15 protein-coding genes and 2 pseudogenes are annotated in these 19,146 nt (G+C 38.0%); 4 read left to right on the top strand and 13 right to left on the bottom strand.

What is annotated here, in order from left to right; translation table 11 throughout:
* Positions 1-8: 8 nt before the first annotated feature.
* The 5 genes from I6F10_RS07895 to I6F10_RS07875 form a co-directional block, all read right to left on the bottom strand.
* Positions 9-1,103: a mechanosensitive ion channel family protein gene (locus I6F10_RS07895; RefSeq protein ID WP_165743003.1), complete on the bottom strand. Its 1,095-nt coding sequence runs from the start codon at positions 1,101-1,103 to the stop codon at positions 9-11.
* 96 nt (positions 1,104-1,199) lie between these two features.
* Positions 1,200-1,601, bottom strand: coding sequence for a DUF6691 family protein (locus I6F10_RS07890; protein ID WP_002958285.1), 402 nt, complete (start codon positions 1,599-1,601; stop codon positions 1,200-1,202).
* Positions 1,602-1,604: 3 nt separating this feature from the next.
* Positions 1,605-2,018 (bottom strand): YeeE/YedE family protein, encoded by a 414-nt coding sequence (locus I6F10_RS07885; protein ID WP_021032090.1) that lies wholly within the window; start codon positions 2,016-2,018, stop codon positions 1,605-1,607.
* A 2-nt stretch (positions 2,019-2,020) separates the two neighbouring features.
* Positions 2,021-3,280, bottom strand: coding sequence for an OmpP1/FadL family transporter (locus I6F10_RS07880; RefSeq protein ID WP_165743004.1), 1,260 nt, complete (start codon positions 3,278-3,280; stop codon positions 2,021-2,023).
* A gap of 379 nt (positions 3,281-3,659) precedes the next feature.
* Entirely contained in the window at positions 3,660-5,084 is a 1,425-nt protein-coding gene (locus tag I6F10_RS07875; RefSeq protein ID WP_165743005.1) for a sugar porter family MFS transporter, read from the bottom strand.
* Between the two features lie 435 nt (positions 5,085-5,519).
* On the opposite strand from I6F10_RS07875, the gene I6F10_RS07870 reads away from it, so the two are divergent.
* Both I6F10_RS07870 and I6F10_RS07865 read left to right on the top strand, forming a co-directional pair.
* Entirely contained in the window at positions 5,520-6,950 is a 1,431-nt protein-coding gene (locus tag I6F10_RS07870) for a restriction endonuclease (protein ID WP_165743006.1), read from the top strand.
* A 243-nt stretch (positions 6,951-7,193) separates the two neighbouring features.
* Positions 7,194-7,463 carry a hypothetical protein gene (locus I6F10_RS07865; protein WP_165743007.1) on the top strand — a complete coding sequence of 90 codons (270 nt, stop codon included), beginning with the start codon at positions 7,194-7,196 and terminating at the stop codon, positions 7,461-7,463.
* Between the two features lie 113 nt (positions 7,464-7,576).
* On the opposite strand, the pseudogene I6F10_RS07860 reads toward I6F10_RS07865, so the two are convergent.
* A pseudogene (locus tag I6F10_RS07860) lies at positions 7,577-8,061 on the bottom strand (phosphatase domain-containing protein).
* Between the two features lie 88 nt (positions 8,062-8,149).
* On the opposite strand from I6F10_RS07860, the gene I6F10_RS07855 reads away from it, so the two are divergent.
* A complete protein-coding gene (locus I6F10_RS07855) occupies positions 8,150-10,348 on the top strand; it encodes an exonuclease domain-containing protein (protein ID WP_165743008.1) in 2,199 nt (732 codons plus the stop codon).
* A 42-nt stretch (positions 10,349-10,390) separates the two neighbouring features.
* On the opposite strand, the gene I6F10_RS07850 is transcribed toward I6F10_RS07855, so the two are convergent.
* The 7 genes and pseudogenes from I6F10_RS07850 to dinG all read right to left on the bottom strand — a co-directional run bounded on the left by I6F10_RS07850 (position 10,391) and on the right by dinG (position 16,425).
* Positions 10,391-11,263 (bottom strand): DMT family transporter, encoded by an 873-nt coding sequence (locus I6F10_RS07850; protein WP_165743009.1) that lies wholly within the window; start codon positions 11,261-11,263, stop codon positions 10,391-10,393.
* A gap of 271 nt (positions 11,264-11,534) precedes the next feature.
* Positions 11,535-11,687, bottom strand: coding sequence for a YbaM family protein (locus I6F10_RS07845; protein ID WP_149591893.1), 153 nt, complete (start codon positions 11,685-11,687; stop codon positions 11,535-11,537).
* The gene (locus tag I6F10_RS07840; protein ID WP_002958257.1) at positions 11,671-11,952 is read right to left on the bottom strand and encodes a late competence development ComFB family protein; all 282 of its coding nucleotides are present in this window, start codon (positions 11,950-11,952) and stop codon (positions 11,671-11,673) included. The genes I6F10_RS07845 and I6F10_RS07840 overlap by 17 nt, the downstream gene beginning before the upstream one ends.
* A gap of 51 nt (positions 11,953-12,003) precedes the next feature.
* Positions 12,004-12,964 (bottom strand): annotated as a pseudogene (locus tag I6F10_RS07835) (histone deacetylase family protein).
* Positions 12,964-13,572: a primosomal replication protein gene (locus I6F10_RS07830; RefSeq protein WP_149591895.1), complete on the bottom strand. Its 609-nt coding sequence runs from the start codon at positions 13,570-13,572 to the stop codon at positions 12,964-12,966. Before I6F10_RS07830 ends, I6F10_RS07835 begins: the two are co-directional and overlap by 1 nt.
* Before the next feature lies 1 nt (position 13,573).
* Positions 13,574-14,350, bottom strand: coding sequence for a sulfite exporter TauE/SafE family protein (locus I6F10_RS07825; RefSeq protein ID WP_149602359.1), 777 nt, complete (start codon positions 14,348-14,350; stop codon positions 13,574-13,576).
* Positions 14,350-16,425 (bottom strand): ATP-dependent DNA helicase DinG, encoded by a 2,076-nt coding sequence (gene dinG, locus I6F10_RS07820; protein WP_197098700.1) that lies wholly within the window; start codon positions 16,423-16,425, stop codon positions 14,350-14,352. Before dinG ends, I6F10_RS07825 begins: the two co-directional genes overlap by 1 nt.
* A gap of 194 nt (positions 16,426-16,619) precedes the next feature.
* On the opposite strand from dinG, the gene I6F10_RS07815 reads away from it, so the two are divergent.
* Positions 16,620-18,962 carry a DNA polymerase II gene (locus I6F10_RS07815; RefSeq protein WP_197098699.1) on the top strand — a complete coding sequence of 781 codons (2,343 nt, stop codon included), beginning with the start codon at positions 16,620-16,622 and terminating at the stop codon, positions 18,960-18,962.
* Positions 18,963-19,146: the final 184 nt, after the last annotated feature.

Genomic DNA, 19,146 nt, shown 5'->3' with positions numbered 1-19,146 from the left:
GCTTTTTTTTAAGTGTCGCCTTGCACCTTTTTATCACTATTAAATTTAGCGGCCTCTTGAGTCGTGTTAATAGCCGTAATAGGGAAGGGAATTACAATACCTTCTTTTTTATAGCGTTTATGCAAGGCTTTTATAAAAGCAGATTTAACCCAAAAGCGATTAAAGTACTCTTTAGCTCTAAGCATTACCGTAAAGTTAATGCTTGATCTATCAAAGGTATGAAAAACCACAAAGGTATTGTAATCATCAACGCCCCATTCGTGTGAAATAAGTATTTCACGAGCTACTTCAAGTGTTACTTGTTCAACAAATTCTAAATCTGAATCGTAATGTACACTTATATCAACAGGTACGCTTAGCTCTTTTTCAGGGTAAAAGTAATTAATAATACGCGACTTAGATAATTGGCTATTAGATATAATAATCATATTGTTAGGTAGCATTTTAACCCATGTAGAACGCCAGCCTATATGATCAACAAAGCCTTGCTCCTTAGATTCAAGCTCAATAAAATCACCCACCCTTATAGGTTTATCTATTACTAGCTGCACGCCAGAAAAAAAGTTTTCAAGGGTGGGTTGCAAAGCAAGAGCAACAGCCAGTGACGTAATACCTAACGAGGCAATAATGGGCGTAATAGAAATACCTAACGTGCCCATTAAAACCAGTAATCCCACTGACGATAATGTAACGCGTATCACGCCTTTAATTATGCTTTTTGAATTAAAAACCACGGCAGATTGTTTACCATAGTAATTAATAGTGCCAATAATAAAGCGGTCTAAAAACATAATAAGTGCAAGCAGAGCTAATACAATATTAATGCTATTAAAAGGGATCTGTTGAGAAATAGAAGTACTAATAATGAAAGTGTCGTGCTCTAAAATGGTGAGTAGCACAATAATTGTGCACAGTGTTAGCGGCTTAGATATTGACTCTATTAGTAAAGTGTCGAATATAAACGTGGTTTTTGAAGTCCATTTTTTTAGCCAGTACATTACAAAAAAACGAATTAAAAACAGTAGTATAGCTATAAGTAAAAGGGAGGGTGCTGCGCTTAACCAAGGTGTGCTGTTAGAAAATTCCAGCGCTTTATTTAGCATAACTTAAACCTGTTCAATATAGTTTTATATATATTGCAGCAAGTTATGTACCTTTGTTTGGGTAAAGTAGCTGCCGAGTTTAGTCGGCAGCAAATATTATACTTTTTTGGCTAACCACATACCGCCTAGGACGGCTGCAAAAAACAATAAAAACTCCATTTTAAGAGATACCAATTGAACCAAACCCGGGCCTGGGCATATACCACTTAAACCCCAGCCTAAACCAAAAAGTACCGAGCCGATAATTAAGCGTGCATCAATTTTTTTTAAATCACTTAAATTAAACGTTCCTGAAAGAAGTGGCTTCTCTTTTTTTGCAACCCATAACCATGTCAGCATCATTATTAGCATGGCAACAGCCATCACTATAATTAAGCTTGCGTCCCATTGGTTTCCATAGGTAAGAAAGTTAATCACTTTAGCAGGGTTTGTCATCCCGCTAATAATAAGTCCTAAGCCAAATATAAAGCCTATAACAACCATCATAATTGCTTTCATTATTTATCCTACAAGGTTTGCTGTAATGAAGGCGACAAGCATAAATGTGCATGTTGCAACCCAAGAGCGAGTAGAAAAGCGCGACATGCCGCACACACCATGGCCACTTGTGCACCCATTAGCTAACGTTGTACCAGCGCCAACTAAAAGCCCTGCAACAACAATAAGCCAAGGCGGTAATTGCAATTCGCCTTCTAATAAAGATGGCGCAAATACCCTTACGGCCACTCCTGCCAACAACAACCCTAAAATAAAGTATAACTGCCAACGAGAGTCTGAATTTGCTTTAGCGAATACAGACTTAACAATGCCTGATATGCCCGCAATTTTTCCGTATAAAACCAGTAATAACGTACACGCTATACCTATTAATGCCCCGCCTATTGCAGCCGATACTGGGGTGAATTCTGTTATCATTTTTAAATTTCCCAAACAATAGAAACGCCTAAACCGGTTTGTTTCATTTCGATTGATAATTGTTGATTAGGCGCTAAGTAGTTAGCACCCGTTACTTTTTTTGCTGGCGAATAAAAAGCCATAGCGTTTAATTGTACCTTGTTGGTAAAAGAATGGCTAAAGCCAGTAGTAAAATGCCACTCTTGAACACCCGGCGCTAAAATATTTAATATAACTTGAGAAGAAGGAATAGGCTGCTCGGTGTAAGACACCCCAAAACGAATCTTTTGTTGCGATGTACGCTGCCATTGATAACCAAGCTTATAAATAGTCATATCGTTCCAGCCAAACCCAGCGCCGGCGTTAGCTCCTAAAGGCGCTGACATTAAATTATTGACTGGATTTGCAATGCTTTTTACTTCGCTGTAATTTATTTTTTGCCAATCAAATACAACCTGATTACTTGGGGTAAGCTTGTAGGCTGCGCCAAGTTGAAACGAACTTGGTAGATCAAATCCGCCTTGCTCTGCAAACAAACCTTTATAGCTATCAAACTCTTGCATAGACACTGATGAGCGGTAACTTGCCCCCCAGCTTAATGACGAATTTATATCTTGGCTAATACCCAGTTGAATGCCTAGGCCTGTGCTTGTATCGGTACCATTATCAGTGAGCGCCTCTGGTGATTGCGAAAAAGGAGCAAAGTTCCCAAGCCCTTGTGCTTCAAACTGTTGCACCACGTAAATAGGGGATACACCAAGGCGTGTTTGTTCATTCAACTTATAGCTTACTGTTGGGCTAATAAAGAGTTGTTTTAAATCAACGCCTGTTGTACCAGCGTAAAAAGTCCCCTCAGGAGAGGATTCTGCGCCGTACTCGGTATTCATACCGCCGTTGCCATACACTAATAAACCAATATTTACTTTTTCATTTAATTGATGGCCAATAGCAAACTCTGGAATTGCAAATACGGTGTTGTCGCTTTTTTGTGTTTTTGTTTCAAGATAAAATGCGCCAGGGTAAAAAGTATCTACTTTTGATGCAGTATATTTTCGTTCAGGTGAAAAAAGCTCTAAGCCCAGTGATAGCTCTGTTCCTTTAGGTAAAAAAGTTGCTGGATTATTAGCGCCAGACATTAACTCTTCTGACAGCGCTACACCTGCACCAGCCATGCCTTTGTGGGTCATGCCATAGCCGTGAGTAAAATAACCATTAGTAGCAAATGCACTGAACGAACCTAACGCGCACGTTAAAGCTAAGCCTGAAATTAACTGTTTTTTCATTTTAGTAAATACATAAAGTTGGAATGGGCGGACAATAGCTAATTTTTGATATTCTAAAAAGGAATTTAAATAGATTAGTTATAATAAAAGGTAATACGGCAATGGTTATAAAGTTAAAATAAATGAGCGTAGATTGCTATTCAGCCTTAACTTAAGTTAAAAGGTTCGCTAACGTATTGAGCTATAGTGATATTTAAGTATGCAATCGGTAGCTATAAACTTTGGTAGTAAAAGCTTGCTGGTAAAAGGAGCGTTTACGTATTAACAGCAGTTTAAAATATATTTATTAATTAACGTTTAGCTCATCCAAACAATCACTCTTAAATAACGCCATTGTATGTAAAAGCAAAGCGGTGATTAATATCACCGCTTTTAAAAATTACATAGATTCGAGCGTTTTACCGCGTGTTTCTTTTATGTATTTAACAACAAAAAATATGCTTATAAGTGCCGATAACGCATAAAAGCCATAAGCACCGGCAAGGCCAATGTTAGCCAGCATAATAGGGAAGGTCATGGTAATGGCAAAGTTAGCAATCCATTGTGCGCTAGCTGCAACAGCAAGCGCTGCACCACGAATACGATTATTAAACATTTCGCCTAATAATACCCATACAACAGGGCCCCAACTTAAGCCAAAAAATACCACAAATAAGTTAGCCATAATCAGTGCAAACGTACCCATGTTATCGCTAAGGGCAAGTTTGCCTGCTTCATCAAGGCCTGCACTACCAAATATATAAGTAAGCGCGCTTAAGCTAATAAACATACCAATACTGCCTACTAAGAGCAGTGGTTTACGGCCAATTTTGTCAACTAATGCAATGGCAATAAAGGTTGATACAATATTAGTAGTACCTGCGAGTACATTTATAAATAGCGATTGCGACTCATCAAACCCAGCGGCTTGCCAAAGCTCAGAGCCGTAATAAAACACCACGTTAATACCCACAAATTGCTGAAATACACTCAGCGCAACACCCACCCAAACAATTGGGTGTACTTTTTTACTGTTATCAATAAATAAATCACGAATACTTGGCTTTTTATCGCTATGCAATGAGCGTTTAACATCGCTTATTTGCGCATCAACGTTGTCGTTCGAAATTTTACTAAATACCGCTTTTGCATCATCCACTTTACCTTGCGCCACTAAATAACGAGGCGACTCCGGAATAAACAAAACACCGACTAAAAACAACACAGCAGGCACAAGCTCAGCCCAAAACATCCAGCGCCAAGCGGCTATATCAAGCATTAAAATATTTTGCGCGCTGCCTGCTGCATCAGCAATTAAGTAGTTACTTAAAAAAGCAGCAAATAAACCCAATACAATAGCGAGTTGTTGCAATGTAGCTAAACGACCACGTAGTGCTGGTGGTGCCACCTCTGCAATATAAGCTGGCGCTAATACTGACGCAGCACCAATACCTAGACCACCAAATAAACGGTAAAAAATAAACTCCGCAGAGCTTTCGCTAATGCCCGAACCAAATGCACTAATGGCAAAAATAATCGCAGTGATGATCATAATTGCACGGCGACCAAACTTATCAGCCAGCGGCCCCGCAGCAAGTGCACCCAAGGCACAGCCTAGTAACACAGACGCTACATTAAAGCCCGTAGCTACACTGCTTGAATTAAATGCATTACCGAGTGCCGACACTGTGCCGTTAATAACGCCTGAGTCAAAACCAAATAAAAAGCCACCAATAGCAGCCACGGCAGAGATAAAAATTACGTAAAAAAGAGAGGTGTTTTCAGCTGTGTTGGCTGAGTGGGAAGGCGGTGTGTGCGTTGTCATTATATGCCCTGAAAGTTAAATTAAATTTAGGGGAGCATAATATCGTAAAGCGTTATGGTTGAATACATTTGTGCAGGTATAACGATTTAGCGGGGATAAATTAAGCCGTTCTAATACCTTTAAATTAAAGGTATTAGTCTAAAGGCGTTGGATTAAGTACTTTTAACTTAAGTACCGCTTTTTGAATAGCGCAGACTGAATCTCAATAAACAATGTGCTTTGTATGGGAAGTAGCTGTTGAATCAATATTACTGATCTGTACCTTTTGGTTTTTTGCAATTGCATAACCTGGTATGAGGTTATGCAATTGTTTACATGTAGTTATTTGGTGTTAAGGTAAATAAATTGAATATAGGGACATTATCGGTTTATAAGCGATAATTATCGTAGACTGGGCTGTTAGGTGAACTTCGTGGTTTTAATGTATGAGGTATTATGATTAAAGGTTTTTTGAAAAAAATAGATGCACTAGGATTTAGTACTGAGGAACTTGAATCTGGCAGTATTAAAATCGGCTTAGATTGTTGTCCATTTTGGCAGGTGATACTTGAAAACCTCGACGAAGATCGCATGTTACCTTACTTTTATATCCGTCAAAGAAGAGTTGAGGAAGTTACGGATCTACATGACATCATACCAACTGTTTTAACCACTATATCCAAATGCAAAGGCCATAGTTCATTTCGCTTTTTAGGTGAGCATAATGAATTTAGTGGAATAGATGATGAATTATATGGGATGTACTGGTTTCCAGCACAACCTCTCAATGAGCGTATAAGAAAAAATAGTCAAGCTGACCTAAAGTGCCTCTACGATATTCTATTCGATTTATACATTTTTCATATGTATCAAGGAGACATACTTGGTGCAAATGATTCTGATCCTGATGATTTTTCAAGTGAATCACCAGAGCTTGATTTATGGATAGAGAGTATAGTCAATGCTGTTGGAGAAGATGAATCATATGTAGCGAATCTACGGAAGAACCCTAATTGGTTTTATTTCAGAAGCTTTTCTGCAGGGTTTTCTATATTTAGAAGCTCTCATATAGCTCGAACACTAAATGGTTTTGTCTTAAAAAATGAAGGGGGTATTAAAAGTATTGAAGGTGTGGAATCATCAATCGAGATCCATAACGATATTCAAAACTCAATATCACGAAAAGAAAAAGCCTTTGCTAAAGCAATTTTAGAATCCATAGGAGATTGCTCAGAATTCAGGGTTATTCCGCAGGAGAATCAACTAGTATTTATTTCAGATTCGCATGTACTTATGAAGTACACAAATAGTGGTATGGAGTCCGTCAATTCAGAGAAAGAATTGATTAGAGCTCGACAGCAGCATGAAATAGAACTTCTCTTTGGTAGTCAAAAGTTTGTGTGGAATATTTCAGACAGGAGTAAAAGTGCTGAATTTGAAGATTTAGTTCTTGAGCTGCTAAACAGAGAAGCATGGATCTTTTCTGTCAAAAAGGTTGCACCGACGAATCAAGGTGATAATGGTAGAGATTTAATCTGTGAATACAATATGCTTCACAACGAGCATCAAATTTCCAAAGACGAAAATTCAATAAAAATTGGGAAAATGATTGTTCAATGCAAAACAAATTTAAGTACTTCGAAGAAATCATCTGTCGGAAAGGCTGATGTTGATGTTGCAGATACTATTTTTGACTATAGGCCTGAAGGATATATGCTTGTTGTTAATACTCAAATTACAAGAGACCTTACCGAGATGCTAGAGCGACAAAAGGACCGTAAAGAGCAAAACTCTATTGTTTGGTGGAACTCCTTTGATGTGGAAGAGCGCCTACGGAAAAATCCAGATATTTTATCTAGATATAAAAATTTGGTCAGTTATGCATAATTCACCATACAAGTAGTTTAAACGGAATAGAAACAGGCGATTATAGCCAAGCATTTTTATCCGCTTAACGGGCGTGAGGCCGAGGAACTACTCTTTTTAAGAAAAACAGTCTGTTGTATTAGTTGCAAATAATGCATTATCTAACGCTTTGAAATGTTTAGAGTTAATTGAAGGGACTCATTATTTAATTGAATTTGGCTGTTGGAGTTATTCTGCAGCCTTGTTATGTTTAGGCGGCCATACGTGAGAATAATTGATGAAAAACCTTGGAGTTGGACTCTATATGAGCATGATAATGAGTATTTCTTATCTGTGATGTGTGGTTCTGTCGGGTTATATAGTCGAGATATCATTTTAAGCGTTGATGAAACTGAGGGTTATCTAACCCGAGGAATTGACGAGATAATTGAAATGGCAAAGATAATTTCTTTTAGTCCTCAAAAGTTTAAATCCAGGCATATTGTTGGTTTTCATGAAAAACTCGCTGCTATAGTTGCAGATGAAAAATTTTGAAACTATTTTAAAAATACAATCTAACAAGTTGTTCGCTTATCAACGCTAATCCATAACTAACATTAAATATTTTTAGCACTAATCATAGTGCTAAATCTTCCCCAGTCTTTGTCTTACACCTCAAAGTACTCTTTTTGCAATTCTATATTAAGCGCTTTAGGGCGAATGCCTTGTACTAGGCTGTATACTTCTTCTTTTGTGTAACCTGCCGAATTTAAAATAAGCGCAGCGACCAAACCTGTACGTCCTGTGCCGCCTTTACAATGTATGGCAATGGTTTGTTTGTGTTGTATGGCCTGTAATATGTCGGTTTTGTGGGTGTTCCAGCTTGATGTAAAAGGTTGTTTGGGTGCTTCGTCGTCATTTATTGGTAAATGAAACCAGGTTATATCGTGCTTATTGCACTCAGTATTAATTGTTTGTACGTTGTTTTTTCAAGCTCCTTTTGAGGCATAAGTGAAAGCAGCATGTGAGTGCCAGCCGCTTTTAATGTTGCGATTGAATCCGCTAAGTTTTGTGTTTTTGTGCCAGGGCAAGGCGTAAAAATAATATTTGCGCCGTTATTGAGTGATAAAATATCGTACGGGTGCGCGCTCATGGTAAGTCCTTTATTTTTAATGAATTTGCTTTATAAGCTCACTATAGCGTGTTTTAGTTACAAGTTTAAGATTGAATAATAAGCACAAATGCTAGATACTGTTTTTATATACAGTTGTGGCGATATTATGAAAAAAGAATTACCAGCAAAATACTATTTAGCGCATTTTAGAGAGCTTATTGAGTTTGTAACAAGTAAATGTATGCATTTACTTGAGCCCAAACACCGCGAATTTATTAGTAAAATTAATCAGCTAGATGAGCAAAGCCAATGCATGTTGGCGCGTGTGTACTCGCGAAAGCCTTATTTAGTGCAGGCGCAATCGCTTAATTATGAAGAAATAACCTCGCCGCATCAGGCTATTTATACGCTAAAAAAAGCGGGTATTTTATTTGAGCCAAACGAGCAGCATTACCAGCAGCTTTTAGCGCACTTAACTAAACCTTCTTTGGTTGAGTTGCTAAGTAATTACAGTGAGCAAATAAGCTTTAAAAAGAGCGCCGCTAAAGGCGCGCTGGTGGATGTTGCGCGTGAGTTTTTTAAAGCATGCCCACAAGAGCTTGCGCCACTTTATAGCCAGTATGTAATTAACAACCGCAGTGATTACTACGAGTATTTTGAGTTTTTATTTGCAGGCAAACTAAGCAGTGGTGATGTGAATCATCAAAACCGTTTTGTAATGCGAGACTTAGGCTTAACCGCTACGCGCGAAGGACACAGCGAGAGCTTGTCGCGTTTTGAAACACTTGACGAAGCGCAATCAAACTATTTATTAAACCGTTACCGGTTAGCATTTAAAAATATTACAGATGAGAGCGATTACGTCGCTTTAGCGTCGCAGGTTTTAGAGCAAGCTGCACATGGTGCAATAGCCGTTGTATTAAAAAACAAACTATTAGTTAGGCTTTATAGGCAGCTAAAAACAGTTGATAGCGAACTTGCTTTTAGTTTACTTGAAGGGTGCGCGGATGATAGCGAAGCACAAGAAATTCAAATAAGAGAGCAATACAGGCTTGGCAATAAAGAGTGGGTAAAAGCACGATTAGAAGCCATTATCGAAAATCCACTTACTGATGATTTACTTTATTTTGCTGACGATTTTTTAATGCGTAAGTTTAATAAAAAAACACGTTCGCGTTTAAGTGCCATGCTTGCCGACACCCAATGCGTGCTAAAAATAGATGAACTGTACCGAGGTGAAGTAGAGCAGGGCGTAAACGATTATTATACTCGCCAAGGTATGCAGGTATTTAATACCGAAAACACGCTTTGGCAAAGTTTGTTTGGTTTAGTATTTTGGCATGAGTTATTTGTGGAGTCACCTTATCCGCCATGCAATGAGTTTGATATTTATCCGCAAGTATTAAGGCTTGGTAATTTTTATGAAGCGCAGCAAACACAGATAAACGAGCGCTTAGCTCAGTGCCAAACGTCGCAAGCATTACTTAATTTAGTATGCAAACATGCAGCGCAATACTTTGAGCAACCTAACGGTTTGTTTAGGTGGCGCAGCAATTTATTAGAGCCACTAGAGGCGCTTATTTTAAACAGCCCTATTAAGGCGCTAATTGCGCACTTAACAGCCATGAGCAAACATTATTTACAGCTAAAAGACGGCTACCCCGACTTAATGGTAATTAATAATGGCCAAGTACATTTTGAAGAAGTAAAAGCGCCGGGAGACAAACTTAGGCGCAACCAACTTACCACTATTGATAATTTAAAAAATGTGGGCTTTACAGTACACATTGCTGCGGTTAAATGGTTTGTAGATCCTAACCGTATTTACAGTGTGGTCGATATAGAAACCACAGGCGGCTTAAAAGGCGGTAACCGAATTACCGAAATTGGCATCGTTAAAGTGCAGCACGGTAAAGTAATAGATACTTGGACGACTCTTATTAATCCGCAGCGCCATATACCTGGATTTATAACGTCACTAACTGGTATAAGCGATAGCATGGTTTACAACGCGCCTGTATTTGCCGATATAGCACAGCCACTATTAGATAAACTCGCAGGCAGTATTTTTGTAGCCCATAACGTGAACTTTGACTACGGCTTTATTAAAAAAGAGTGTGAGGTTGCAGGGCACTTTTTTAAAATGCCAAAAATGTGCACCGTGGTTGAATCGCGCAAAGCGTTTAAAGGCTTAAAGTCGTATTCGCTGGGGAATCTCTCATCGCATTTTAATTTAAATTTAACCAGCCATCACCGCGCATTGGCTGATGCAACCGCCACTGCAGAGCTGTTATTACTTATTCAGCAATCGCAAATTAGTGAATAAGCAGTAAATCTTAACGTAAGAAGTAGTATAAATTAAAAGCACTTAGCTTGTTTTAGCTAAGTGCTTTTTTCGTGGTAAGAAGCCAGTAACCAGCATAGTGCCTACAATTACAAATAATGCGCCTAGTAACGTATTTGGCCCTATTTTCTCATCTAAAAATAAATGCCCCCAAAAAATGCCAAATAGCGGAATTAAAAACGTGACTGTTAACGCCGAGGTAGGGCCTATATCGTCGATTAATTTAAAAAATAAAATATAAGCAAGTGCGGTACACACTACTCCTAATACGAGTACACCTAGCATAACGTTGGTGCTTGGTATTTCTCGTATTGGCATAAATAAGATAAGAGGTAATACCATAAAGGTTGAAGCCCACATTGAGCCATGGGCGTTATCAAATGGGGCCAGTTTAGGAGCGTTTTTAGTGTAATGCGATGCAATGGCATAGCAAAGTGATGCACTTAATGCCGCTACTATGGCCAAAATTGATTGGCTATTTAATACAAAATGATTTTGCCCAACAAGTATTGCAACACCTATCAAACCCAGCACCATACTTTTTGTGGGCTTTGTTTTAGTCCATAAAATTCCAACTACAACACCCCATATTGGTGTTGTAGAATTTAAAATTGAGAGTGTGGATGCGCTGATAGTTTGAGCTGCGTAAGCAAAAAATAAAAACGGCAGAGCTGAATTAAACGCGCCTATAATAAAAAAGTGTTTTTTGTGTTCAGTAAAGGCTAAGTGGCGTTTTAAGTACAGCGCCACAATAAAGAGGGTGAGTGCGGCAAAGCCTACTCTAAACTCAATTAATACCGCAGGCCCTAAACTATTGGCGGCCATTCGCATAAATAAAAAAGAAGCGCCCCAAATAGCGGCCAGAAAAAATAATCGCAGTAAGCTTGCTAAGGTCATGATAGTATTTTAATTATGCGGATTGGATTTTAGAATAACAGGGTTTATAAAAAGTGTAAGCCATATTCGGAACCGGCATATAAAAATAATAAATTAACGATAAGAATGAAAAAATTCTCAGTAGCTGCAGGTTCATTAAAGCAACAGTAGCAATTTGATTAAATAGTTCCTTTATTAAACTGCATCGGGTTTAAAAGCACAAAATGTAAGTTGATTGTGAGAAATGCGAAGGGACTGTAACAACTTATCTAATTGAGTTGGTTGAATAAAACTAACTTTCGGTTTGCTTCTTTTCAAAGTCGCTTTTAACTATTTCAAGTGCTTTTAGTACTTCTTCTGGAGCAACATCGTGTTGCTCTAGTATCATAATTAAATCTACTGCAAGTTTAATATGTGTAGGGGCTTGATCAAGTGGACTTGTCATTTAACTCTTTCTTTTTTGATATTTGGCTAATGGCAACGTTTATTGCGGTTTGTACACGTTGTTCCATATGTATACGTTCTGATTGCGGTAAATAAAACGCCATATCTACATCGTAGCGAATATATCGTGGCGGGAGCTGATTTAGTACCGTACAACAAAAGTCAGCCATTACATCTTCATCATATTTTTCATCAAGTTTAAGTTTGATAACTTCCTCGACTACAATCTTTTCGTAATAGTTGTGTATGTCTTCGTGTAATCGCATATTCCCACCGCTTTAAAATAATCCGTTTAACTGAGTCTATACTATGGCTTGCTATAAATCGATAGCGGCTTTAAATAGTTGTTTATGAACATTAATTAGTGAGCTCAAATTACGCTGATAACCTCCGCCTAGGCCGAACATTAGTGGGATTTGGTGTTGCTTACAAAAGTTGAGAGTAAAAAAGTCGCGTTTATATACGCCATTGAGCGATACATCAAACAAGCCTAACTCGTCTTTTGTGTAAATATCAGCACCTACATTATACAAAATAATATCGGGGTTATGAATGCGCACGCAAAAATCGAGTGCTTGCTCTAATGTAGCGAGGTACTCAGTGTCGGTTGTTTTAGCGGGCAATGCAAAATCGTAAGTAGACTCTTGCTTATTGCGAGGAAAATTTTGTTCACAATGAATTGAGCAGGTAATAATTTGGTCATGATTTTGAGTGATTTGTGCTGTGCCATCGCCTTGGTGTACGTCGCAATCAAAAATTAAAACAGTGTCGGCTTGCTCTGTATTTATTAAATGTGCTGCTGCAATAGCTAGATCGTTAAAAATACAAAAACCGCTGCCATAATTACTGTATTTATTAAATGTGCTGCTGCAATAGCTAGATCGTTAAAAATACAAAAACCGCTGCCATAATTACTGTATGCATGATGATAGCCACCACTTAAATTAGCCGAAAAACCATGTTTTAGCGCGTGTTCACTACTTTGGATGCTTGCCCCAACTGATAGTAATGTGCGCTCTACCAATTCATTTGAATAAGGAAAGCCCATTTTTTTATGGCTTTATTGCTAAGCGTGCCGTTTAAAAAGTTATTTATATAAGTTTGATTATGGCATAGCGAAAGCTGAGCAGGCGTTGCTTTTATAGGTGAAGTGAAATTATTGGGCGTTAAGCCTAAGCCTTCAATTTCTGCTTTAAGCTTTTGATATTTTTGTATTGGAAAACGATGGCGCTCAGGAAGCGTTAAAGCAGAATATAGCGGGTGGTAAAAAAGTTGCATCAGCGTAACTGTTGTTTTTCGACTTGTTGAATTTTATCTTCGGTGGCAGAAATTGCTTTTCTGCAGCGGCCTAATCGAGCGTGTGTGCTTAATATTTCAAGGTTAAGCTTTTGTGCTTTAGCAGGCGACGCTTTATCCATTTGCATTTTTCGCTCTTCAATCATAAGTACTAAACGGCGTTCAAACTCATGGTTTTGTTTTAATTCGTCGTAAAGCTCATGGGATGATTGCATTACTTTTTGCACAGCTTGCTTATAAACTGTTTGCTTAGGGCGTGGTTTATAATGGCTTTTGTTTTCTTTAACCCAAATAGGCGTTGATTTAATAACATTGAATACAGCTTGTATTTGAGCTGCAATACGTTCAAGCGCGTAGGTATAAGCATGGCGATGCTCGCTTGGCGGTAACCTCGAAACTTCATCTTCTATTTCTATCACGTAATCGACTAGGTTCATGCTTTTGGTACTAAAAACTGCGCGGTCAAACAAGCTAGGTTGTGCTTGCATGTAACGATTTTTAGAAAAAAGTTTAGCTTTATCAAATTGCTCAGCTTGTTGTTTTAGCGTTGCAACTTGTTGACGTAGTTTATCTAAAGCCATTGAATGCATATTAAAAGTAAGCCTCGTAAATTAGTTTTAATGCTAAAAGTATAACCATAGTATTAAATACTGGGCGAATAAATTTGCTACCAAAACGTATTGCTGAATGCGCCCCAAACCATGCGCCTAGCATAATAAAAAAGCCCATTGTTATGCCAAGTAAAAAGTTTACATGGCCGAGTGCAACAAAGGTAATTAAAGATATAAAGTTAGACACAAAGTTCATTGAACGCGCTAAACCACAGTTGAGTAGCAGGTTCATTTTGTAAAGCATGCCATTAGAAGCAGTCCAAAAAGTACCCGTACCTGGGCCTGCTAAACCATCAAAAAAGCCTAATGCTAAACCTTGTAGCCATTGTTTTATTTTCATCGCTTTGTTTAGTTTAGGAAGTTCATCGCCTTCGGTGGTGCTTAAATTACCAAATAAGCTATAGCCAGCAACTAAAATAATAATAACGGGGAGTAGTTTGTTTAAAAAATCGATACTTAAATGATCAACAATAACAGTACCTATCAATGCACCTATTGCGGTAGCAATAATAGAGGCTGCCCAAAACTTAGGACTAAATAAGTTCTTTTTATAGTATGTATAGCTTGCCGTTAACGAGCCAAAACTTGCTGCTAGTTTATTGGTGCCTAATGTTAAATGTGGAGGTAAGCCAGCAGTTAATAAAGCGGGTACAGTTAACATGCCACCGCCACCGGCGATAGCGTCTATAAAACCAGCGGCAAGTGCAACAGCACATAAAACAGCCCAGGTTGTTGGATCGAGTGCGAGTTCAAACATTAATAATCTATTTGTCTTTTAAAAGGTGGTAGGGTGTCGAGCATGGCTTTACCGTATCGCTTAGTAACTAAGCGCCTATCGAGAATAGTAATACAGCCTTCATCACTCTCTTTTCGCAGCAGTCTACCACAGCTTTGTACCAATTTCTTTGCGGCGTCTGGTACGGTAATCGTTAAAAATGGGTTACCACCTTTGCTTTGTACAAATTCTGCTTGCGCTTCTTCTATTGGCGAAGTAGGTACAGCAAACGGAATTTTAGTAATTATTAGGTTCTCTAAATATTTACCAGGTAAATCAAGACCTTCCGAAAGGCTCTGGGTTCCAAATAAAATACTGCCTTTGCCTTCGTCTACATTTTTAGTGTGTAATTTAAGCAACGCTTCTCGCGACATCTCACCTTGTACTAATAAGTTAAAACCTTTTGTTCTAAGAAACTTTGTTACGTGGCCCATTTGCCAGTAAGAAGCGAATAGTACAAGGTTCGCTTTTTTATCATTTAGGTACTCTGGTAAAGTTTTAGCTAGGTGATCACTAAAGTCTTTATCGGTAGGTTCTACTTTAGATACCGGAATACGTAAAGTGGCTTGTTTTGGGTAATCAAAAGGAGAAGGTACTTTAATAAATTTAACGCCTTCTTCTTTAGCAAGTCCTGTTTCGTAAGCAAAGTGATCAAACGAGCCCAGTGCACTTAATGTCGCAGAGCACAAAACAGCGCCCGCGCATTCTCGCCACAATTTATCTTTTAGGTAATAACCGACCTCGATAGGGCAGTCGCTTAATAAGTGGTCGTGATGGCTTTTATATTCAAGACGTTTTATCCACCGTGCATGGGGAGCACCTTCGCCTTTTTTTGCGTAACTAAACCATAGTTTGTTTAGTTGCTCTAAGCGGTTTATGTATTGACCGCTTTCGCCTAGTATTGGGTCGGCAACGTAAGGTTTTATGTCGCCGTCGCTTACATCTTGGGTAAGGGTGTCGTGCATTTTGTTTAAACAGCGCAGCGCATCTTGCGTGGCTTCGCTTATGTCTTTTGCTTTACTGTGCAGCGATTCTGGAATTTCACCGTGCTCAAAGCGATAAGTATCGTCTTTTGAGTATTCAAAATCGGCATTATCTAGAATATCGCGAACTACTTTTAAATCTTTATTCGCGTCATTAATACTGTCGCAAAGTTTAAAGTTTTGGCCAATGGCTCTTTGCCCCACTAAAACCTTTGCCATTTTTCCGCTAAACTTGGTGAGCTTATCAAGCCATTCTATTGTACCTTTTATTGTGGCAGCAGCTGATGAAAAGTCGCGTGTTATATGTGCTAAATGATGCGCTTCATCAATTACATAAATGGTGCTGTCGGGCTCGGGTAAAATTTTACCGCCGCCTAAGTCTAAATCAGCTAGTAATAAAGAGTGATTAATTACCAGCACATCCATTTGCATTAATTGATTACGAGCAAGCTGAAACGGACACGTTTGATGGGCCTTCATTTGGCGTTGGCATGAATGTTTATCGCACGCTATTAAGTTCCATACTCTGTCGGGTACGGTATCGGCCCAGCTGTCTCTATCGCCTTGCCATTTTTTATTCACATAAGCGTTATATAACTCATTCAAGCACTTGGTTTCCATTGCGCTCAATGGTGAAGTAAGCGTTGGCATAAAGTCCATTTGTGTTTGGCTATCGCCGTTTACAGCATTATGTAATTTGTGGGCACAAATATAACGATGGCGACCTTTGACTAAATCAAATTTAAAATCGAGGCCTGAATGCTTTTTAAAAAATGGGAGTTCTTTTGCTATTAATTGTTCTTGCAGTGCAACGGTTGCGGTAGAAATAACGAGCTTCTTTTTTTGCGCTAAGGCAAGCGGTAATGCGCCTAAACAATAGGCAAGAGACTTACCGGTACCGGTGCCTGCTTCAATTACGCAAATACGCTGCTTTTTATGGTATTCGCCAGCAAGCGTTTTTGCTATTTCGGCTACAAGGTAGTTTTGACTGCTACGAGGGCGATAATCGTTTAGGTTGCTAGCCACATGCTGGTGTACTTGCCTAATTGTTTTTTTTAGTGAGCTCGATAGCATGTGATGATTTACCTAAAGTATGTATATAATTACAGTGCTATGGATTTTAGAGTTATAAGAGTGTAACTACAAGAAGTGATGAGATTAATTTAGCAAAATAAAGTCTCTGAGTGTTTATTTTGGTTGAATGTATAGCTTTAAAGCATTTTGAATTAAGTAAGAACTTACATATATATGTATAAGGTTTAGTAATAGTGTACCTAACAGCCGGTTTTATTGTTTCCTCACATGCTTATGATACTGCAAACGGCATATGTTACGAAGCGTGGTTTTGTAGTGATAAAGGACCTATAAAAACGGTGTCGGCTAACGAAAATGCACTGTTTTTTATCAAAAGCAAAGATGCTGAAATAGCGAATGAAATATTAGTAGCTGAATCACTTAACTTTAATATTAAAAGTCTTGAGCTAAAAAACTTTCAGCAAGAAGGTATGTCGGCCTGTTACTTCAAATCACTCAAACACTTTTATTCTGCTGCTAAAGCTTTAAAGCAACGTGGAGTTGTATTATTTGAAGAAGATATTCGACCAATAGAGCGCTATTTAATGGAGCGCTTTATAAAAGGTGGAGCGTGGATAACGGGTAATGTATTTAAACAAGATGGCTATACATTAATAACCGACGCTAAATTAAAAGCGAATGAAGAATATTCCCCAACCCTTAATAAGCTCTCTTTAGACATTGAATGTAACGAAAGTGGAGTCTTGTTTTCTGTTGGACTTGTGGGTTGTAATTTAGACTGTGTTTTAATGATTGGCGAGCCAGATAGAGAGGCTGAAAACCTCGAGTTTGATATTATTTGGTGTGTAGATGAGGCTGAGCTGTTAAAGGGGTTAGAGCATTTTATTAAGCTTAGCGATCCTGATGTAATAATTGGCTGGAACGTAATTGAGTTCGACTTTGCTGTTATTCACGAAAGAGCTGAAGCACTCGGGGTTAAGTTATTACTGGGTAGAGGGAATCAGCCTTTATATGTTCGCAAAGGACACTTTACTCGAGTATCAATCCCTGGGCGATGTGTGGTTGATGGAATAGACACTTTAAAAAATGGCACATATAGCTTTGAGAGTTTTTCGTTAGCTAATGTTTCAAATCAAGTGTTGGGTGAGTCTAAATTAATCGATTCGGCTAATAGTCTGCAGGAAATTATTAGGCAATTTAATGAAGATAAGCTTTCTTTAGCAAAATATAATCGACAAGATTGTATTTTGGTAAATAAAATTTTTGATAAATTAAAGCTACTCGACTTTTCTATTATAAGAACAAAGCTCACAGGATTAGAGCTCGAAAAAAAGGGCGGCTCTGTTGCTGCTTTTATTAATATGTATTTACCATTACTGCATCGCAGCGGTTATGTCGCCCCAAATATGGGCGATCATGGACTTACATTTGAAAGCCCAGGCGGTTATGTAATGGAGTCTATTCCTGGGCTTTATAAAAATGTCATTGTTTTAGATTTTAAAAGCTTGTACCCCAGTATTATGCAAACTTTCTACATTGATCCACTCGGACTGATAGAAGGTTTAAAAAACCCGAACCACAGTGTGCAGGGCTTTAATGAAGCCCTATTCTCGCGAGACAAGCATCACTTACCTTTGCTTGTTAAAAGCTTAGCATCCCAAAGGCAGCTCGCCAAAGACAATCAAGATCAAATGCTTTCTCAAGCAATTAAAATAATAATGAATAGTTTGTATGGTGTTTTAGGCTCAAAAGGGTGCAGGTTTTACGATCCTAGGTTATCGAGCTCTATTACGTTAAGAGGGCACGAAATAATGCTACAAACTAAAAAATGGATAGAAGAACTTGGCTATAGCGTTATTTATGGTGATACCGATTCTACGTTTATTAAGTTGGATAATGATTTAACACCAGATGAGTGTAATGAAATTGGTGCGTTTTTAGCTAAAAAGATAACTGCAGATTGGATTAACGAGATTAAACAAACGCACAACTTAACAAGTCATTTAGAAATAGAATTTGAATCTCTTTATAGCCCTTTCTTTTTGCCAACCATAAGGGGAAAGCTAGTTGGCTCTAAAAAGCGCTACGTAGGTAAATTAATTAAACTAAACGAATCAAAACTAGTATTTAAAGGATTAGAAACAGTAAGAAGTGATTGGACTAAACTTGCCCAACAATTCCAGTTCGATCTATTTACTTGTCTTTTCGATGGAAATTTAAATATAAATGACCTTGTTAAAGACTATACAACAAAGTTATACCAAGGTGATTTTGATCATTTACTCATTTTTAAAAAGAGATTAGGTCAAAACTTAATCGATTATAAAAAGAATATCCCTCCTCATATTCAGGCAGTTAAGAAACATCAGAAAAAAAATAGCGAATTTACAGTTAATAGAGGTGAATTTGTTACATTCGTTTACACAACTGGCGGAGTTGAGCTGTATCAAGGCCTTCATAGCTATGACTATGCAATTTATTTAGAAAAGCAAATTGTACCGCTTTTGGATATGGTAGAGCCGCTAATCAATCAAAATGTAAATAATCCGAAGAAGAATCAGTTTTTATTATTCTAATTAGTATCACAATTAGATGACTTTGATTAAACAATCCACTTTTATGCTTGTAAATCGTACGATACCCCCTATTTCACTAAAAATATCATAAAAAACCTCTTTGCGGTTAATGTTTGATTAACAAAGGTTGGCTTTTTAGTTTTTTTTGTTTACTATTTGTTTGGTCGCTGTTAATGGCATGTGG

Origin of the sequence: Pseudoalteromonas sp. SWYJZ98, assembly GCF_015864495.1 — a bacterium.
Lineage (GTDB): Bacteria > Pseudomonadota > Gammaproteobacteria > Enterobacterales > Alteromonadaceae > Pseudoalteromonas > Pseudoalteromonas distincta.
This window is presented reverse-complemented; position numbering and strand designations above follow the sequence as displayed.